At 67.8% G+C, this 16,208-nt stretch carries 17 protein-coding genes; 15 read left to right on the top strand and 2 right to left on the bottom strand.

Going from position 1 to position 16,208, the window contains the following annotated elements:
* Positions 1–72: 72 nt before the first annotated feature.
* Together ASE67_RS16685 and ASE67_RS16680 are read right to left on the bottom strand one after the other, a co-directional pair.
* Positions 73–1,455 (bottom strand): M20/M25/M40 family metallo-hydrolase, encoded by a 1,383-nt coding sequence (locus ASE67_RS16685; protein WP_082457227.1) that lies wholly within the window; start codon positions 1,453–1,455, stop codon positions 73–75.
* A 159-nt stretch (positions 1,456–1,614) separates the two neighbouring features.
* Positions 1,615–1,998, bottom strand: coding sequence for a MerR family transcriptional regulator (locus tag ASE67_RS16680; protein ID WP_082457214.1), 384 nt, complete (start codon positions 1,996–1,998; stop codon positions 1,615–1,617).
* A gap of 115 nt (positions 1,999–2,113) precedes the next feature.
* On the opposite strand from ASE67_RS16680, the gene ASE67_RS16675 reads away from it, so the two are divergent.
* The 15 genes from ASE67_RS16675 to ASE67_RS16610 all read left to right on the top strand — a co-directional run bounded on the left by ASE67_RS16675 (position 2,114) and on the right by ASE67_RS16610 (position 16,181).
* Entirely contained in the window at positions 2,114–3,247 is a 1,134-nt protein-coding gene (locus ASE67_RS16675; protein ID WP_055763902.1) for a thiolase family protein, read from the top strand.
* Positions 3,247–5,562: a 3-hydroxyacyl-CoA dehydrogenase/enoyl-CoA hydratase family protein gene (locus tag ASE67_RS16670; RefSeq protein WP_055763900.1), complete on the top strand. Its 2,316-nt coding sequence runs from the start codon at positions 3,247–3,249 to the stop codon at positions 5,560–5,562. Before ASE67_RS16675 ends, ASE67_RS16670 begins: the two co-directional genes overlap by 1 nt.
* 182 nt (positions 5,563–5,744) lie before the next feature.
* The gene (locus tag ASE67_RS16665) at positions 5,745–5,939 is read left to right on the top strand and encodes a hypothetical protein (protein ID WP_055763898.1); all 195 of its coding nucleotides are present in this window, start codon (positions 5,745–5,747) and stop codon (positions 5,937–5,939) included.
* A gap of 97 nt (positions 5,940–6,036) precedes the next feature.
* Entirely contained in the window at positions 6,037–6,357 is a 321-nt protein-coding gene (locus tag ASE67_RS16660) for a hypothetical protein (protein ID WP_055763896.1), read from the top strand.
* A gap of 25 nt (positions 6,358–6,382) precedes the next feature.
* Complete coding sequence (locus tag ASE67_RS16655; protein ID WP_055763894.1) at positions 6,383–6,748, top strand: CsbD family protein; 366 nt, start codon at positions 6,383–6,385, stop codon at positions 6,746–6,748.
* Between the two features lie 7 nt (positions 6,749–6,755).
* Positions 6,756–8,273, top strand: a complete 1,518-nt coding sequence (locus tag ASE67_RS16650; RefSeq protein ID WP_055764018.1) for a PAS domain S-box protein — start codon at positions 6,756–6,758, stop codon at positions 8,271–8,273.
* A complete protein-coding gene (locus ASE67_RS16645) occupies positions 8,270–8,461 on the top strand; it encodes a hypothetical protein (protein ID WP_055763891.1) in 192 nt (63 codons plus the stop codon). Before ASE67_RS16650 ends, ASE67_RS16645 begins: the two co-directional genes overlap by 4 nt.
* Positions 8,462–8,500: 39 nt before the next feature.
* Positions 8,501–9,412 (top strand): hypothetical protein, encoded by a 912-nt coding sequence (locus tag ASE67_RS16640; protein ID WP_055763890.1) that lies wholly within the window; start codon positions 8,501–8,503, stop codon positions 9,410–9,412.
* A 67-nt stretch (positions 9,413–9,479) separates the two neighbouring features.
* Positions 9,480–9,620, top strand: coding sequence for an entericidin A/B family lipoprotein (locus tag ASE67_RS17895; protein ID WP_082457213.1), 141 nt, complete (start codon positions 9,480–9,482; stop codon positions 9,618–9,620).
* Between the two features lie 184 nt (positions 9,621–9,804).
* Positions 9,805–11,022: a thermonuclease family protein gene (locus ASE67_RS16635; RefSeq protein WP_156348673.1), complete on the top strand. Its 1,218-nt coding sequence runs from the start codon at positions 9,805–9,807 to the stop codon at positions 11,020–11,022.
* Positions 11,019–11,444 (top strand): hypothetical protein, encoded by a 426-nt coding sequence (locus ASE67_RS16630; RefSeq protein WP_055763886.1) that lies wholly within the window; start codon positions 11,019–11,021, stop codon positions 11,442–11,444. Before ASE67_RS16635 ends, ASE67_RS16630 begins: the two co-directional genes overlap by 4 nt.
* Before the next feature lie 149 nt (positions 11,445–11,593).
* Positions 11,594–12,511 (top strand): dihydrodipicolinate synthase family protein, encoded by a 918-nt coding sequence (locus tag ASE67_RS16625; RefSeq protein WP_235511973.1) that lies wholly within the window; start codon positions 11,594–11,596, stop codon positions 12,509–12,511.
* Positions 12,511–13,506, top strand: a complete 996-nt coding sequence (locus ASE67_RS16620; protein ID WP_055764015.1) for a 4-hydroxyproline epimerase — start codon at positions 12,511–12,513, stop codon at positions 13,504–13,506. The genes ASE67_RS16625 and ASE67_RS16620 overlap by 1 nt, the downstream gene beginning before the upstream one ends.
* 30 nt (positions 13,507–13,536) lie before the next feature.
* Entirely contained in the window at positions 13,537–14,952 is a 1,416-nt protein-coding gene (locus ASE67_RS16615; RefSeq protein ID WP_055763883.1) for an amino acid permease, read from the top strand.
* Positions 14,949–16,181, top strand: a complete 1,233-nt coding sequence (locus ASE67_RS16610; RefSeq protein ID WP_055763881.1) for an NAD(P)/FAD-dependent oxidoreductase — start codon at positions 14,949–14,951, stop codon at positions 16,179–16,181. Before ASE67_RS16615 ends, ASE67_RS16610 begins: the two co-directional genes overlap by 4 nt.
* The last annotated feature ends 27 nt before the right edge of the window (positions 16,182–16,208 follow it).

Raw genomic sequence — 16,208 nt, 5'->3', positions numbered from 1 at the left:
GCTTGCTTTCCGTCGCGCAAGAAGAAGCGGGACCCCGGATCAAGTCCGGGGCGGGGCGGGCGTGATGCGTGCCTACCCCAGCGTTCTCAGCAGCGATTCCCACCATGCGACGCCCGGATCGAACGTCGCCACCGGCACGCGTTCGTTCAGCCCGTGGGCGAAGCTGTCGCTGGGCTTCATGAACACCCCGCCGACCCCGAAGCTGGGGATGCCATAGGCGCGGAAGTGCATCGAATCGGTCGCGCCCGCTTCCTGCGCTGGCACCACCAGCAGGCCGGGCGCGCGCTTTGCCACCGCCGCCTTCACCGCGCCCAGCACCTTGGGGTCAAGCGGGGAGGCGCCGGCCTCGATCGTGCCATTGTCGTTGAAGCGCACCGTGACCTTCGGATCGGCGGCCAGTGCGACCAGTTTCGCCTCGACAGCGGCGCGCGGGGTGCCGGGAAAGATGCGGCAGTTGATATTGGCGACCGCGCGCTGCGGCAGGGCGTTCGGCGCATGCCCGCCGTTGAACATGGTGGGCACGCAGGTGGTGCGGACCTGTCCGATATAGCGTTTGTCGGCAGACAGGATGTCGGCAGCGGCGGTGTCGGCGGGATTGGCGGAGAACGCCCGCATCGCCGCGCCCAGCGGCCCCGGCGTCATCGTCGCGGTGCCCGCCAGCGACGCCTTCGTGATTTCGTTCTGTTGTGGGGGGAAGCGATAGGCGGCGATGCGGGTCACCGCCGTCGCCAGATGGACGATCGCATTGTCCGGCCCCGGACGGCTGCTGTGCCCGCCGGGATCGGTGACGCTCAGATGCCAGTCGCCATAGACCTTTTCCGCCGCCTGCAACGCATAGACCACCGGCTTGCCATCGTCGCCCAGCTGCCCGCCGCCGGCATCGGCGTTGAGCACCAGCGCGGCATCCTTGAACGCCGCCGCCGCCGCCTTCGTCGTCTGCATCGTGGTTTCCTCGTCGCCGGTCAGCACCAGCACGACGTCGCGCTGCGGCACCCATTTCGCACGGCGCAGCTGCATCAGCGTGGCGACCGCCATCGACAGCCCGGCCTTGTTATCGAGACTGCCCCGCCCGAAGACATAGCCGTTCTCGACGACCGGCGTGAACGGATCGCGGGTCCAGTCCTTCGGATCGGCGGCCACCACGTCCATATGCGCCAGCACGACGACCGGTTTCGCCTTGCGGTCGCGCCCCGGCGTGCGCGCGGTCAGATAGCCGGTTTCGCCGAGCGCCACGAACTGCACCTCGGCGGGCGCGAAGCCGGCGGACAGCAGCTTCGCCTTCAGATACGCGGCATAGGCCGGCACCTGTCCGTTGCCGGCGACCGTCTGGAACTTCACCCCGTCGACCAGCAGGGTCAGCGCTTCCTTGCCCCCCGGCGTGGTGGCGCCGTCCTGTGCCTGTGCGGCGCCCGCGCACAACATGGTGGCCCCGATCGTCGCAAACAGTACGCGCATGATAGTCTCCATCCCCGGTTCGCCCAAGGGTGCGCGGTCCCGCCCGATCCCGCAAGGGGCACATTGGCGGCGGAAGGCAGATCGCCCTTCCGGCCGTACCCCCGCGCAGGCGGGGGTACGTATCGGGGCGGATGGCGCATCCTGCCCGGAGCGCCGCCGCTACCGCCCGCCCTTGCAGCGATGCGCCAGCGCGGTCTGTTCCAGTTCCTCCAGCTCGGCGACGGTCTGCTCCAGCGCCTGGCGTTGCAGGTTCAGCGCGTCGATCCGGCTGCGGCAGCGTTCGGCCAGCGTCCGCATCTGTTCATCCTGTCCGGGGTCGCTGCTGTAGAGGTCGAGGAATTCCTGGATCTCGCGCAGGGTGAACCCCAGGCGCTTGCCGCGCAGGATCAGGCGCATCCGCACGATGTCGCGGTGGCTGTAGGCGCGGTTGTTGCCGACGCGCACCGGGTGGATCAGCCCCTTGTCCTCGTACAGCCGCAGCGTGCGCGGGGTGATGCCCAGCGTGTCGGCGACGGCGTGGATGCCGCTCAGTTCCTCGTCCATCACCCTAGTCCCTGTCGGCCATTGCGCCCCGTCCATATACCCTATAGGTAACATAGCTATCGTATAGGGCATATAGCCATGACACGCATGGCAGACCGTGGAAAGGATCGCTTCGATGAAGGCCGTAATCGCAGGCTATGTTCGCTCCCCCTTTCACCTGGCGGGCAAGGGCGCGCTGGCGCGGGTCCGGCCGGAGGATCTGGCGGCGCAGGTCGTGCGCGGCCTGATCGAGCGCACCGGGGTCGATGCCGCGCTGATCGAGGACGTGGTGATGGGCTGCGCCTTTCCCGAAGGGGAACAGGGCTTCAACGTCGCGCGGATGGTGGCGCTGCTGGGCGATTTGCCGCTGTCGGTCGGCGGCATGACCGTCAACCGCTTCTGCGGATCGTCGATGAGCGCGATCCATATCGCCGCCGGGCAGATCGAGGTCGGCGCGGGTGAGGCGTTCATCTGCGCGGGCCTCGAATCGATGAGCCGGGTGCCGATGGGCGGCTACAACCCGCTGCCCAACCCTGCGCTCGCCGCCAAGAGCGCCGGGGCCTATATGGGCATGGGCGACACCGCCGAGAATGTCGCGACCCAGTATCAGATCACCCGCGATGAACAGGACGCGTTCGCCGTCGCCAGCCAGCGCAAGGCCGGTGCCGCACGCAGCTCGGGTAAGCTGACCGACGAGATTATCCCGATCCAGACCAAGGGCGGCGTGGTGAGCGAGGACGGCACGATCCGTCCCGACACCACCAGCGAAGCGCTGTCCGGCCTGAAACCCGCCTTCCGCCAGGACGGATCGGTCACCGCCGGCACGTCGTCGCCGCTGACCGATGGGGCGAGCGCGGTGCTGGTCACGTCGGAGGAATTCGCGACGAAGCACGGCCTGACCATCCTTGCCCGGATCAAGTCGATTGGCATTTCGGGCTGCGCGCCGGAAACGATGGGGCTGGGCCCGATCGGCGCGTCGAAAAAGGCGCTGGAGCGTGCCGGGCTGACCATCGACGATATCGATGTGGTCGAGATCAACGAGGCGTTCGCGGCGCAGGCGATCGCCTGCATCCGCGACCTTGGCATTAGGCAAGACGCGATCAACCTCGACGGCGGGGCGATCGCGATCGGCCATCCCTTGGGTGCTACGGGCGCGCGGATCGTCGGCAAGGCGGCGGCGCTGCTGGCGCGCGAGGGCGGTCGCTATGCGCTGGCAACCCAGTGCATCGGCGGCGGACAGGGCATCGCCACCGTGCTGGAGCGCGCATGATGGACGCGGCGATCCGCAAGGTCTGCGTCATCGGCGCAGGGGTGATGGGCGCCGGCATCGCCGCGCATGTCGCCAATGCCGGGGTGCCGGTGCTGCTGCTCGATATCGCCAAGGACGGTCCCGACCGTGACGCGGTGGCCAAGGGCGCGGTCGCGCGGATGCTCAAGACGGACCCTGCGCCGTTCATGTCGAAATCGGCGGCCAAGCTGGTCGAGACCGGCAATATCGACGACCATCTGGAGCGCATCGCCGAATGCGACTGGATCGTCGAGGCGATCGTCGAGCGGCTCGATATCAAGCAATCGCTCTATGCCCGGATCGAGGCGCTGAAGCGTCCCGGTACGGCGGTATCGTCCAACACCTCGACCATCCCGCTCGACCATCTGGTGGCGGGGCGGAGCGAGGCGTTTCGTGCCGATTTCCTCATCACCCATTTCTTCAACCCGCCGCGCTATATGCGGCTGATCGAGATCGTGCGGGGCACCGACACCGATCCGGCGGTGGCGGGCAAGGTCGAGGATTTCGTCGACCGGCATCTGGGCAAGCGGATCGTGCGGGCGAAGGATACGCCGGGCTTCATCGCCAACCGTATCGGCACCTATTGGCTGGCGGTCGCGATCAACGCGGCGATGGATTTGGGGCTTACCGTCGAGCAGGCGGACCAGATCGGCGGGCGGCCGATGGGCGTGCCCAAGACCGGTATTTTCGGACTGGTCGATCTGGTCGGCATCGACCTGATGCCGCTCCTGTCCAAGAGCCTGACCGCGACGCTGCCGCAGGGTGATCCCTATTTCGACACGGTGCGGCCGATGCCGCTGGTCGACAAGATGATCGCGGAAGGGTTCACCGGCCGCAAGGGCAAGGGCGGCTTCTATCGCTTCGACAAGGCGACGCGGACCAAATATGCGATCGACCTCGACACCGGCGAGTATCGCGAACAGCAGACGCCGGCCGACCTGCCCGCCGATGCGGCGAAGTATCTGGGCAAGCTGATCGAACTGGACGGGCCGTCGGGCGATTATGCCTGGGCGATCCTCGGGCGCGTGCTGCCCTATGCCGCGATGCTGGTGGGTGAGGCGGCCGACGATATCGTCGGCATCGATGACGCGATGAAGCTCGGCTATAACTGGAAATATGGGCCGTTCGAGCTGATCGACCGCATCGGCGCGGCGAAGCTCAGCGGCCGGCTGCGCGCCGAGGGGCGCGACGTCCCGCCGATCCTCGACACCGTGGGCGACCGGACCTTCTACCGGGTCGAGGGCGGCAAGCGGCAATATCTGACGCTGGATGGCGCGTACGCCGATGTGGTGCGCGGGGAGGGCGTGCTGCTGCTCGCCGACGTCAAGCTGCGGTCGGAACCGGTTCTGCGCAATGAATCGGCGGCGCTGTGGGACGTGGGCGACGGCGTCGTCTGCTTCGAATTTACCGGCAAGAGCAACGCGCTCGACGACAAGGTGGTCGCGCTGCTGAACGAGACGATCGCGGTGGTGAGCGATCGGTTCAAGGCGCTGGTGATCTATACCGACGCGGCGAATTTCTCGGTCGGGGCCAACCTGTTCCTGGCACTCTGGGCGGTGAAGTCGGGCGCGTGGGAGCAGATCGAGCAGATGATCGCCGGCGGGCAGGCGACGTTCAAGGCGCTGAAATACGCGCCGTTCCCGGTGGTTGCGGCGCCTGCCGGCATGGCGCTCGGCGGCGGGTGCGAGATTTCGCTCCACGCCGATGCGATCCAGGCGCATGCCGAGACCTATATGGGGCTGGTCGAGGCCGGTGCCGGCCTCGTCCCCGGATGGGGCGGGCATGGCGAATTGCTCGACCGGATCGCGAAGGCGAAGGGCACCCCGCGCGGGCCGATGCCGGCGGTGGGTGTGGCGTTCGAGACGATCTCGACCGCCAAGGTGTCCAAGTCGGCGGCGGAAGCGCGCGAGCTGCACTTCCTGCGGGCGCGCGACGGCATCACCATGAACCGCGACCGGTTGCTGGCCGATGCCAAGGCCAAGGCACTGGCGCTGGTCGAGGGCTATGCCCCGCCCGAACCGCCGGTCTATCGCCTGCCGGGGACAAGCGGTCGCATCGCGATTGCCGACGTCGTGCGCGGCTTCCGCGCGAAGGGGCTGGCGACGCCCTATGACGAAGTGGTGTCGGGCCGCGTGGCCGAGGTGCTGACCGGCGGCGACACCGACATCATCGACGTCGTGACCGAAGACGCGCTGCTGACACTGGAACGCCGCGTGTTCCTCGACGCGATGCGCGACACCCGTACGCAGGACCGCGTGACCCATGTGCTGCAGACGGGCAAGCCGCTCAGAAACTGACGCTCCTCGTCACCCCGGATCAAGTCCGGGGTGACGTTGTGTTTGGGTTGAGAGGCGCGAAGGCTGTGCGGGGGCACGGGCGCGCCGGCGCGACATCGGGGCGCAAACAGGTGCCGAACAACCATGCCGACAGGTAGTTCTGCACGATAGCCGGAACGATACCGTACCGATACTATCGCACCATGTCCCTGACCGCCCGTCCCGCCGCCCCGCTTCTCTCCGCGACGGAGGAGCGCACCTATCTGATCGGCCGGTCGGAAGTACATCGGCAACTCGCTGAAAATACCACCGAAATAGAAATACGCGCGATTCATTTGCGCATGTCGCGACTGTACGCCGAACAGGCGGCCCTGATCGTGATGGTACTTTCGGACTAGGTAATCCCGCAAAGATACCAGGAACGCTAGTCCTTCCGGTCGGTTGATGCGCCCTGACCGGTCGCGCCCCTGCGGCCGTGTCGTGGGAGACCGGTCCATGAAGGCAGTTGCGATTACCCTGCTCGGCACGCTTGCGCTGGGCGCCTGCGCCGCGCCTGCCACCCGTATCTCGACCGGACTCCAGCGCTATGGGCTGGACGCGCAGCGCGCCGATTGCGTCGGCACGCGCCTGCAGGGCGACCTGTCGCTCGGCCAGCTGCAGCAGCTCGGCCGTGCCGCCGCCGCGTACAAGAAAGACGATCCCAACCCGGCCGCGCTGACGGTCGGCGACCTCGTGCGCGTGGCGGGCGAGATCAAGGACCCGGCGATCGCGCTGGCGGTCGGCAAGGCCGCCGCAGGCTGCAACGTCCTCCCCTGATCCTCCATTCGGAAAGGAAAGCATCATGAACAAGGATGAATTCGAAGGCGGCGTCCGCTACGCCACCGGCAAGGTCGAAAAGACCGTCGGCGATGTCGTCGACCATCGCGGCCTGCAGGTCGACGGCGTGGTCGATCAGATCGCGGGCGGCGCGCAGCATAGCTATGGCCGCGTCCGCGAGATCATCGAGGATGCGATCGACAGCGCGCCCGCAATGGCCGACGAAGCCCGTGCGAAGCTGAAGACCGCCGACCGCCAGGTCGCCGACCGCGCACAGCACGGTGGCAAGGTCGCGCAGCACACCGTCGAGGACAACCCGCTGCTGTGGGCCGCCGGTGCCGCCATCATCGGCTATGGCCTCGCCTGGCTGCTGCACGGGCGTCGCGGCTGATCGCACGATGGACGAGGCTGCGTTCAAATCCCTGCGCGAGACCGCCGACCTGCGCCACCTGCGCCAGATCGTCGCGGGCCTCGACGAAGGGGTGATCCTGATCGATCCCGACCAGAGCCTGCTCTGGGCGAACGATGCCGCGCTGTCGATGCACGGGGTCGGCGACCTCGCCGAACTGGGCGAGACGGTCGAGGAATATCGGTCGCGGTTTCAGCTGCGGTATCGCAACAACCACCGTCTCGAAGCGGATGACTATCCGCTCGAGCGGGTGGTGGCGGGCGACCGTTTTTCCGAAGTGGTGGTCGAAGTGACCGTCGCGGGCGAAGACGAACCGCGCTGGGTCCATCAGGTGCGCAGCCTTGTCCTGAACGACAGCGACGATGGCGAACCGGCCTGTCTGGTGCTCATCATCCAGGACGTGTCGGCACGGTACGAGGCGGAGGACCGGTTCGAACAATCGTTCAACGCCAACCCCGCGCCCGCCGTCATCTGCCGCCTGAGCGACCTGCGCTACGTAAAAGTCAATCAAGGGTTCCTCGACATGACCGGGTTCGACCGGGATCAGGTGCTGTCGAAGACGGTGTACGACATCGACGTGCTGCGCCTGGGCGATCGGCGCGATCTGGCCAAGGAACGCCTGGGCGAAGGGCGCACCATTCCGCAGATGGAGGCCGAACTGGAACTGCCCGACGGCGGGACCAGGCTGGTCATCGTCGCCGGACAGCCGATCGACATGGGCGAACAGCCGTGCATGTTGTTCACCTTCGCCGACCTCGAGCCGCGCCGCACCGCACAGGCCGCGCTGCACCACAGCGAGGACCGTTTCACCCGGATGTTCCAGCTGGCACCGGTGCCGATGGCGATCGGCGCGCGCGACGGGCATCTGCTGTGCGAGGTGAATGCCAGCTTCACCGCGATGACCGGCTATTCTGCCGACGAGATCATCGGCCGCCCGCTGGGCGAGGTCGAATTGTGGGAAAGCAGCGAAATCCGCCATGGCATCGAACGGGCGATCGATGCCGGCCACGACCTGCGCGGGCACGAGGCGCGGATTTTCGCGCGCGACGGCGCGATGATCGACTGCCTGATTTCGACCGAGGCGATCCGTCTGGGCAAGGATGCGTGCGTGCTGTGGGCGTTTCAGGACATCACCCAGCGCAAGGCGACCGAGCTGGAACTGGTCGAGGCGATCGAGGCGGTGATGAAGGACACCAGCTGGTTCAGCCGGTCGATCATGGAAAAACTTGCCCGGTTGCGCACGCCGCAGGCGGCGAACGACGGCCCCGGCCTCGACGACCTGACCCCGCGCGAACGCGAGGTGCTGGCGCTGATCTGTCGGGGATATGACGACAAGACGATCGCGCGGACGCTGGACGTCGCGAGCAACACCGTGCGCAACCATGTCGCGCGCATCTATGCCAAGATCGGGGTCAATCGCCGCATCGCCGCCGTCGCCTGGGCACGGGCCCGGGGCTTCGATGGCGACACGCTCGACCGGCCAACGGAACAGGAGGCCGCACCATGACACAAGACAAGAAGCGCTCTTCCGAAGAGCAGGCAAAGGCCGCCGCGAAGGCGAAGGCGTCGGTGCTGGAGGCGATCGGTACGCTGATCGGCGACGACACCGCCCGCCGCGACGGGGCCAAACAGAAACAAGCGCCGGACGCCACGAAGCCGGACGCAGCAGGGGATGATGGGAAGGGAGAGCGCTGATCCAGCGCCCCGACCCTCAGGAGTTCAACAGGAGACATCATGGTTCACAATGTTACCAACGGCCTTGGGCCGATCGACGAGACGCATATCGGCAAGACCGCGACCCGGCTGTCGTGGGGCGCGATCTTTGCCGGCGTCGTGCTGGCCGTCGCGATCCAGCTGGTGCTGGGCATCCTCGGCGCCGGCATCGGGCTGACGATGGTCGATCCGGTCGACGGTACCACGCCGGGGGCGGCCGGGTTCGGCATCGGTGCGGGCATCTACTGGCTCATCACCACCGTCATCGCGCTGGGTGCGGGTGGCTATGCCGCCGCACGGGTCGCGGGCGTGCATGAACGCTTCGACGCGCTGGTCCACGGGCTGGTCGTGTGGGGCGTCACGTTGATCCTGACGCTGTACCTGCTGACCTCGGCGGTCGGTGGCATCATCGGCGGCGCGTTCCGCACGGTCGGTGCGGTTGCCGGTACGGCGGGCAGCGCAGTCGGTGCCGCAGCCTCGGTCGCGCCTGCCGCTGCCTCGGCCGCGGGTGTCGATGCCGGCGACGTGAAGGAAGCAGCGCGCGACGTGCGCAGCGAAGCCGCACAGTATCTGTCGGACGCGCCGAATGATCCGGCGCAGATGACCCCGGAACAGGCGCAGGCCGAAATCGCCAAGCAGCTCCCCGCGCTCGCCCGTGGCGGTGCCGAGGGCCAGCAGGCCGAAAGCCGCATCGTCGATGTGGTCGCCGCCCAGCGCAAGATCAGCCGTCCGGAGGCGCAGGCCCAGGTGACGCGCGCCAAAGCACAGTTCGTCCAGACCAAGAACGACGCCGTCGCGACCGCCAAGTCGGCGACCGACAAGGCCGCAGGCGCTGCCGCCGGCACGTCGTTCATCCTCGTCTTCGCACTGCTGATCGGTGCGGCGGCCGCAGGTTTCGGTGCAACCACGGCAACCCGTCGTCGGTTACGCTGAATGTACAAGCGGCGGGCCGGCGTATCTGGCCCGCCGCACCCGGTTCCTACTGCAAGGGAGAAATGACATGACCAAGAAGATCGCCCTCGGGCTGGTGCTCGCCGCTTCGGTATCGCTCGGTGCGTGCAATACCGTGAACGGTGCCGGCAAGGACCTGAAGTCGGCCGGTTCGGCCGTCTCGGGCGCCTCGGGCCAGGCAAAGAAGTAAGGCGTCTTCCTGCGCCGTCCGGCATCGGGCGGAGCGGAATCGTCGAACGACCGACGGCGCGGTGGGTAACCACCGCGCCGTTTTGGTGTGCGTGGGGCTTCCTGATTAGGGGATAGTCAAAACGGACGACAGGCCCGCCCACCCTCATGATCGGGATCGAACAGCGAGGCGCTCTCAGCCATACATGACGGCTATCCGTCTCTTCGGTATCGATGCGCCGGAGATGCCCAGCCACTCCCGACGCGGCCAGCGGGGCGTTGCGGGTGACCCGGTTGCATCCGGGGTGGCGGTAATCGCGCGGGGGCTGGCGACGATCGAGCGGCGCGGCTGCGATCATTATGGTCGGACATTGGCACGAGTGCGGCTGAACGGCGTTGACGTGTCAGATCACATGCTGAACTCGGGAACGGCACAGCCATACCGATGGGAGACGGAGATGGGTTTGCGGCCACAACCGGAACGTCTTGCGACCGATCCGATCAATCGTGCGGCATTGGTAAGGGTGGTCGACAGTGTGCCCGAAACGCGCGGGATGGGCGTGCTGCTGCGCCACCGCGGTCGGATCGAAAAGCTGCGTGCAGTCGGCGGTTCGGGCGGGTCCATCCTGTTCGAATTGCGCGAGCGACAGATCAACCCGGCATATTTCCAGCGATTGCGACCGGATCGGGTGCCGTCGCTGACCGCCGGGCAGCGTCAGGCTGGGTGGAGCGTGATGCGGCAGGGATCTCAGCCGTTGGCAGGCGTCTGGCCGGGCGGGGTTCCGTCGCGTCCGACGATGCCAGCACCGGTTTCGCGAATACCTAACCGGAACGCGAGCAGCGTGCCGCCGAGCGAATGGCGTTCGCTCGGTCTGAATTGCGCCGGGGCAGTGGTCGGTTGGATCGGCGTGGTTGGCACGGGCGCGCTCGCACCATTCACCGGCGGCTTGACGGTTGGTGCCACCATCGTGCTGTATGCCGGCGCATTGGCGGGCAGCGGGCAGTGCATGGCGTCGGTCTACCGCGTCAACAATGCGCGCCGTGGCCGGAGCGACATCAACGAAACCCTCGACAAAAGCCCGGTCTATATCTGGTCGATGCGAGGGGCCGACGCGATCGGTTTGGTCGGGGCAGCAGGGGGGCTTGTCGGCGTCGCGAAGACAGGCGCGGCGCTGAGCAAGACCGGCGTCAAGGCTGGAGACCTTGCGGCTAGATCTTTGACCCGCGCCGCTCGCGCCGAGTTGAGCGCAGCGATGGGCATTAACGGCGTGAAGCTGGGCACCCGAATGATCAACAAGGTGGTACGCCAGCGCCTGCTGGACGGTGCGGGGGGCGTGCTGGGGGTGGTAAGCAGCGCAGACGGCGGTCTCATCCGTGAGCTGATCGTGTGGGTGATCGCGGACAAAGAGAAAGGGAACGCATGATAGACAATTATGCGCAGCGTCTAAAGAGAGACCGCTGGACCGGATGGGCCGTCGCGATCGCGGTGTTCGCCATCGTGCCGTCCATGGTGGGTATCACCACCATCCTGCTGCCTGGGTCGCATACCGACGTGAAGGTCAATCCGCTCTACTGGCTCATCCTGGCGGTACCATTGCCCTGGACATCGGCGCTTTTGAGCTACCGGCCCGGCCCGCTGCGCTGGTTGCGCGCGGCGCTGCTGTCGACACCGGCGCTGGCGCTTGCTGTTGCCGGGATCGCCTGGGCTTCGGGGCTCGGCATCACGCCGTATCTCTACATGATCGCGGTAACTGCCGCCCTTTGTCTTGCAGGCCTGTGGGCCTATCCTCGCAGCATACTGGCGCGCGAAGGCGTACCAGACGCGAACGGAAACCGATCGGTCTGACCGGCTCCCCGCACTACTGCTATGCACCGCAGCAATCCCGACCTACGCTGACACGATCACCACGCACTCGAATTCGATTGCGAGCGCCACTTTTATATCGTATACGATCGGCGCTAGTTATGGAGGTTGATGTGGTTTCTGGTTCGAGCATGTGGACGGGCGTCTATCCTGCGGCGACGACGCAGTTCGCGCCGGACGGGTCGGTCGATATCGATGCCACGCAGCGCGGGCTGGTCGCGCTGGTCGAGGACGGCGTCGACGGGCTGATCCTGCTCGGCACCTGTGGTGAGAACAACTCGCTCGACGTCGCGGAAAAGCATGCCGTGCTGCGCGCCGGCGTCGAGGCGGTCGGCGGGCGCGTGCCGCTGGTGTGCGGTGTGTCGGAATTCACCACCCACCGCGCGGCGGCCTTTGCAAAGGAGGTCGAGGATATCGGCGTCGACGCGCTGATGCTGCTGCCCGCCATGGTCTATGTGCCGACGCCCAACGAACTGGCGACGCATTTCCGCACCGTGGCGGAGGCGACCGGCCTGCCGATCATGCTCTACAACAACCCGCCGGCGTACCGGGTGTCGGTCGATTTCGCGACGCTCGAACTGCTGGAGCCGGTGAAGAACATCGTCGCGGTCAAGGAAAGCGCGCCCGATCCGCGCCGCTTCACCGACGTCATCAACCGCTTCGGCGACCGCTATGTCGTGATGGCCGGCCTCGACGACGTGGCGCTGGAGGGCATGTTGCTGGGGGCCAGCGGTTGGGTGTCTGGCCTGACCAGCGCGTTCCCGCAGGAATCGGTCGCGCTGATCGCGGCGGTCTATCGCGGCGACTGGGAAGAGGCGCGGCGCATCTATCGCTGGTTCATGCCGCTGCTCCACCTCGATGCCGAACATGACCTGGTGCAGTCGATCAAGCTGGCCGAGGAGATCATGGGCCGCGGGTCGGAACGCGTCCGCCTACCGCGCCTGCCGCTGGAAGGCGCACGCCGGGCCGAGGTGATCGCGATGGTCGAGAAATGCGCGGCGACGCGGCCGGTGCTGAAGACGGCACCCCTGGAGACGGCGGCGGCCTGATGCGGCACACCTTCTTCTGCATCGACGGCCACACGGCGGGCAATCCCGTCCGCCTGGTGGCCGGGGGCGCGCCGCTGTTGCGGGGTGCCACCATGGCGGAGCGGCGGCAGGACTTCCTCGCCCGCTTCGACTGGATCCGCACCGGCCTGTGCTTCGAGCCGCGCGGGCACGACATGATGTCGGGCGGGTTCCTGTACCCGCCGTGCGGCGATGCGGATGCGGCGATCCTGTTCATCGAAACGTCCGGCTGCCTGCCGATGTGCGGGCACGGGACGGTCGGGATGATTACCTTCGGGCTGGAACACGGCCTGATTACCCCGCGCGAACCCGGCCGCCTGCGCGTCGAGGTGCCGGCCGGGGTGATCGAGATCGACTACGTGGCCGACGGCAACCGCGTCCGCTCGGTAAAAATCCGCAACGTCCCCGCCTATCTGGCGCGGCAGGGGCTGGAGATCGACGTGCCGGGGTTCGGGCCGCTGTCGATCAACGTCGCCTATGGCGGCAATTATTACGCGATCATCGAACCGCAGGGTGCCTATACCGGCCTCGATGATCTGGGCGCGGCGCGGATCGTCGAGCTGAGCCGCACGATCCGCGAACTGGTGCGCGGCGTCTACGAACCGGTCCATCCGCTGGAGCCGACGATCCGCGGGGTCAGCCATGTGCTGTGGGCGGACAAGCCGAGGGGCGACGGCGCGGACGGGCGCAACGCGGTCTTCTACGGCGAACGCGCGATCGACCGCAGCCCGTGCGGCACCGGCACCTCGGCACGTCTCGCCCATCTGGCGGCGACCGGGCGGCTGAGCGTCGGCGATACCTTCGTCCACGAAAGCTATATCGGCAGCCGCTTCGTCGGCCGGGTCGAGGGCGCGGCGATAATCGGCGAGCAGGCGGCGATCGTGCCGTCGATCGAAGGGTCGGCGATCGCGACCGGCTTCAACACGATCTGGATCGACCGCGAAGACCCGTTCTTCGCCGGCTTCACGGTGGTATGACGACGCCATAACGACAAACAGGAGGGGCGCATGGCACGAGGATTACTGGGACCGCTCAAGCCCCTCGACGCGAACGAGGCCGAACCGGATCGCAAACTGCGCAAGACGCTGAGCTGGCCGCACCTGATTGCGCTCGGCATCGGTGCGATCGTCGGCACCGGCATCTATACGCTGACCGGTGTTGGTGCGGATCGCGCCGGGCCGGCCGTCATCCTGTCGTTCGCGATCGCCGGGGCGGTGTGCGCCTGCGCCGCGCTCGCCTATGCCGAAATGGCCACGCTGATCCCCACGGCGGGCAGTGCCTACACCTACAGCTATTCGGTGATCGGCGAGAGTGTCGCGTGGATCGTCGGGTGGAGCCTGATCCTCGAATATTCGCTCGCCTGTTCGACGGTCGCGGTCGGGTGGTCGGCCTATCTGGTCGGATGGTTGCAGAGTGCGGGCGTCCACCTGCCCGCGATGCTGTTGTCGGGGCCGCATGGCGGGGGCATCGTGAACCTGCCCGCCGTGCTCGTCGCGCTCGGCATCGCGGGGATGCTGGTGGCGGGCACGCGGGAGAGTGCGACGCTCAACATCGTGCTGGTCGCGATCAAGATGGTGGCGCTGGCGGTGTTCGTCGTCGTCGCATTGCCCGCGTTCAACGGCGGCAATTTCGAACCGTTCATGCCCTACGGCTTTGGCAGCCAGGTGCAGGGCGGGGCGACGCGCGGGGTGATGGCCGCCGCCGCGATCGTGTTCTTCGCCTTTTACGGGTTCGATGCGGTCGCGACCTCGGCGGAGGAGGCGCGCAATCCGGGGCGCGACCTGACCATCGGCATCATCGGGTCGATGGCGGCGTGCACCGCGATCTACATGGGTGTCGCGGTCGCGGCGATCGGCGCGGTCAGCTATATCGATCTGGGCCGCTCGGCCGAGCCGCTGGCCTATGTACTGCGCACGCTCCAGCATCCCTTTGCCGCGTGGGCGATCGGGCTGGCGGCGCTGATCGCGCTCCCCTCGGTCATCCTGGTGATGATGTACGGGCAGAGCCGCATCTTCTTCGTCATGTCGCGCGACGGGCTGTTGCCGCGTTCGCTCAGCCGGGTGTCGGCGCGTACCGGATCGCCCGCGCTGGTGACGATGGTGACCGGGGTGTTCGTCGCCGCCGTCGCCGGCTTCTTCCGCCTCGACGAGATTGCCGAGCTGGCCAATGCCGGCACGCTGCTGGCGTTCATCGCGGTCGCGGCGTGCATGATGATCCTGCGCCGCCGCGCGCCCGACCTGCAACGCGTGTTCCGCTGTCCCGCGCCGTTCGTCGTCGGCACGCTGGCGATCCTGGGCTGCCTCTATCTGCTGGTCAGCCTGCCGGTACACACGCTGGAGCGGTTCGCGCTGTGGAATGTCGCGGGGATCGCCTTCTACCTGCTCTATGGCCGGACGCGCAGCATGGTGCGGGCGCGCGCGTGACGGCGACGGCGATCGTCATCGGCGACGGCGTGGTCGCACTGAACGTCGCGCTGGCGCTGCAACGACGCGGCACACAGGTGACGATCGTCGCGCCCGATGCGCCATGGCGCGGCGCGTCATGGGGCAATGCCGGGCATATCGCGGTCGAACAGGTCGAACCGCTCGCGTCGCTGGCGACGGTGACGAGTGTGCCCCGGCGGCTGTTCTCGCGCGGCGGTGCGCTGGCGCTGCCGCCACGGGCGATCCGGACATGGCTGCCCTTCACGCTGCGGCTGCTCCGCGCCGCCGCCCCGGCACGGTTCGCGCGCGGGAAAGTGGCGCTGTCCGCGATGCTGGCGACCGCGATTCCGGCGTGGCAGCGGGTGCTGGCGGCGGCCGGGCGGGGCGACCTGTTGCGCGTCGCGGGGCATTTCGTGGTGTGGGAAACGCCCGAGAGCGCCGCGCGGGGCCAAGCGGCGTGGGCTGCGGCCGATACCGGCACCGCGACCTGTCGCCCGGCAACGCCCGACGAGCTGGCCCGGCTTCAGGCGCTGACCACGGTGCCGATCGCCGGCGCGATCCGCTTCGAAGGCAGCGGACAGATCGTCGATACCGCCGCGCTGGGCACCGCGCTGCTCGGGCAGTTCGTGGCGAGCGGCGGCACGATGATCCGCACCCGCGCCAGCGCGATCGTGGAGGCGGACGGCGGCGCGCGCGTCGTGCTGGAGCAGGGCGCACCGATCGAGGCGGCGGTGGCGGTGGTCGCCGCCGGGGCGGCATCGGCCGCGCTGGTCAAGGCCGTAGGCCTCACCGCGCCGCTGATCGCCGAGCGCGGCTATCATGTCGAGGGCGATCCCGGCGACTGGCCCGCCGACCTGCCGCCGGTGGTGTTCGAGGACCGCTCGATGATCGTCACCCGCTTCGCCGACCGGCTGCGCGCGGCGAGCATCGTCGAATTCGCCCGCGCCGACATGGCTCCTGATCCGCGCAAATCGGCGCGCATCCGCGCTCATGTCGCTGCCCTTGGCCTGTCGCTCGCACCGCCGGTCGAACCGTGGATGGGCGCGCGGCCGACGCTGCCCGATTACCTGCCCGCGATCGGGCGGCGCGGCGCGGTCGCCTATGCGTTCGGGCACCAGCATCTGGGTCTGACGCTGGCGGCGACCAGCGGCGAGGCGCTCGCCGCGCTGCTGCACGACGCCCCGCCGCCGTTCGACCTGTCGCCCTTCACCCTCGATCGATTTCGGTAGAGTGGGACGACATGCGCCCCACCCGTT

The organism is Sphingomonas sp. Leaf23 (assembly GCF_001421585.1).
GTDB lineage: Bacteria > Pseudomonadota > Alphaproteobacteria > Sphingomonadales > Sphingomonadaceae > Sphingomonas.
This window is presented reverse-complemented; position numbering and strand designations above follow the sequence as displayed.

Bases quoted from the DNA above. Each gene is read 5' to 3' on its own strand.
- ASE67_RS16655 (WP_055763894.1), top strand. From the start codon at position 6,383: ATGAACAAGGATGAATTCGAAGGCGGCGTCCGCTACGCCACCGGCAAG.
- ASE67_RS16670 (WP_055763900.1), top strand. From the start codon at position 3,247: ATGGACGCGGCGATCCGCAAGGTCTGCGTCATCGGCGCAGGGGTGATG.
- ASE67_RS16640 (WP_055763890.1), top strand. From the start codon at position 8,501: ATGGTTCACAATGTTACCAACGGCCTTGGGCCGATCGACGAGACGCAT.
- ASE67_RS16680 (WP_082457214.1), bottom strand. From the start codon at position 1,998: ATGGACGAGGAACTGAGCGGCATCCACGCCGTCGCCGACACGCTGGGC.
- ASE67_RS16645 (WP_055763891.1), top strand. From the start codon at position 8,270: ATGACACAAGACAAGAAGCGCTCTTCCGAAGAGCAGGCAAAGGCCGCC.
- ASE67_RS17895 (WP_082457213.1), top strand. From the start codon at position 9,480: ATGACCAAGAAGATCGCCCTCGGGCTGGTGCTCGCCGCTTCGGTATCG.
- ASE67_RS16615 (WP_055763883.1), top strand. From the start codon at position 13,537: ATGGCACGAGGATTACTGGGACCGCTCAAGCCCCTCGACGCGAACGAG.
- ASE67_RS16625 (WP_235511973.1), top strand. From the start codon at position 11,594: ATGTGGACGGGCGTCTATCCTGCGGCGACGACGCAGTTCGCGCCGGAC.
- ASE67_RS16620 (WP_055764015.1), top strand. From the start codon at position 12,511: ATGCGGCACACCTTCTTCTGCATCGACGGCCACACGGCGGGCAATCCC.
- ASE67_RS16630 (WP_055763886.1), top strand. From the start codon at position 11,019: ATGATAGACAATTATGCGCAGCGTCTAAAGAGAGACCGCTGGACCGGA.
- ASE67_RS16660 (WP_055763896.1), top strand. From the start codon at position 6,037: ATGAAGGCAGTTGCGATTACCCTGCTCGGCACGCTTGCGCTGGGCGCC.
- ASE67_RS16685 (WP_082457227.1), bottom strand. From the start codon at position 1,455: ATGCGCGTACTGTTTGCGACGATCGGGGCCACCATGTTGTGCGCGGGC.
- ASE67_RS16650 (WP_055764018.1), top strand. From the start codon at position 6,756: ATGGACGAGGCTGCGTTCAAATCCCTGCGCGAGACCGCCGACCTGCGC.
- ASE67_RS16665 (WP_055763898.1), top strand. From the start codon at position 5,745: ATGTCCCTGACCGCCCGTCCCGCCGCCCCGCTTCTCTCCGCGACGGAG.
- ASE67_RS16635 (WP_156348673.1), top strand. From the start codon at position 9,805: ATGACGGCTATCCGTCTCTTCGGTATCGATGCGCCGGAGATGCCCAGC.
- ASE67_RS16675 (WP_055763902.1), top strand. From the start codon at position 2,114: ATGAAGGCCGTAATCGCAGGCTATGTTCGCTCCCCCTTTCACCTGGCG.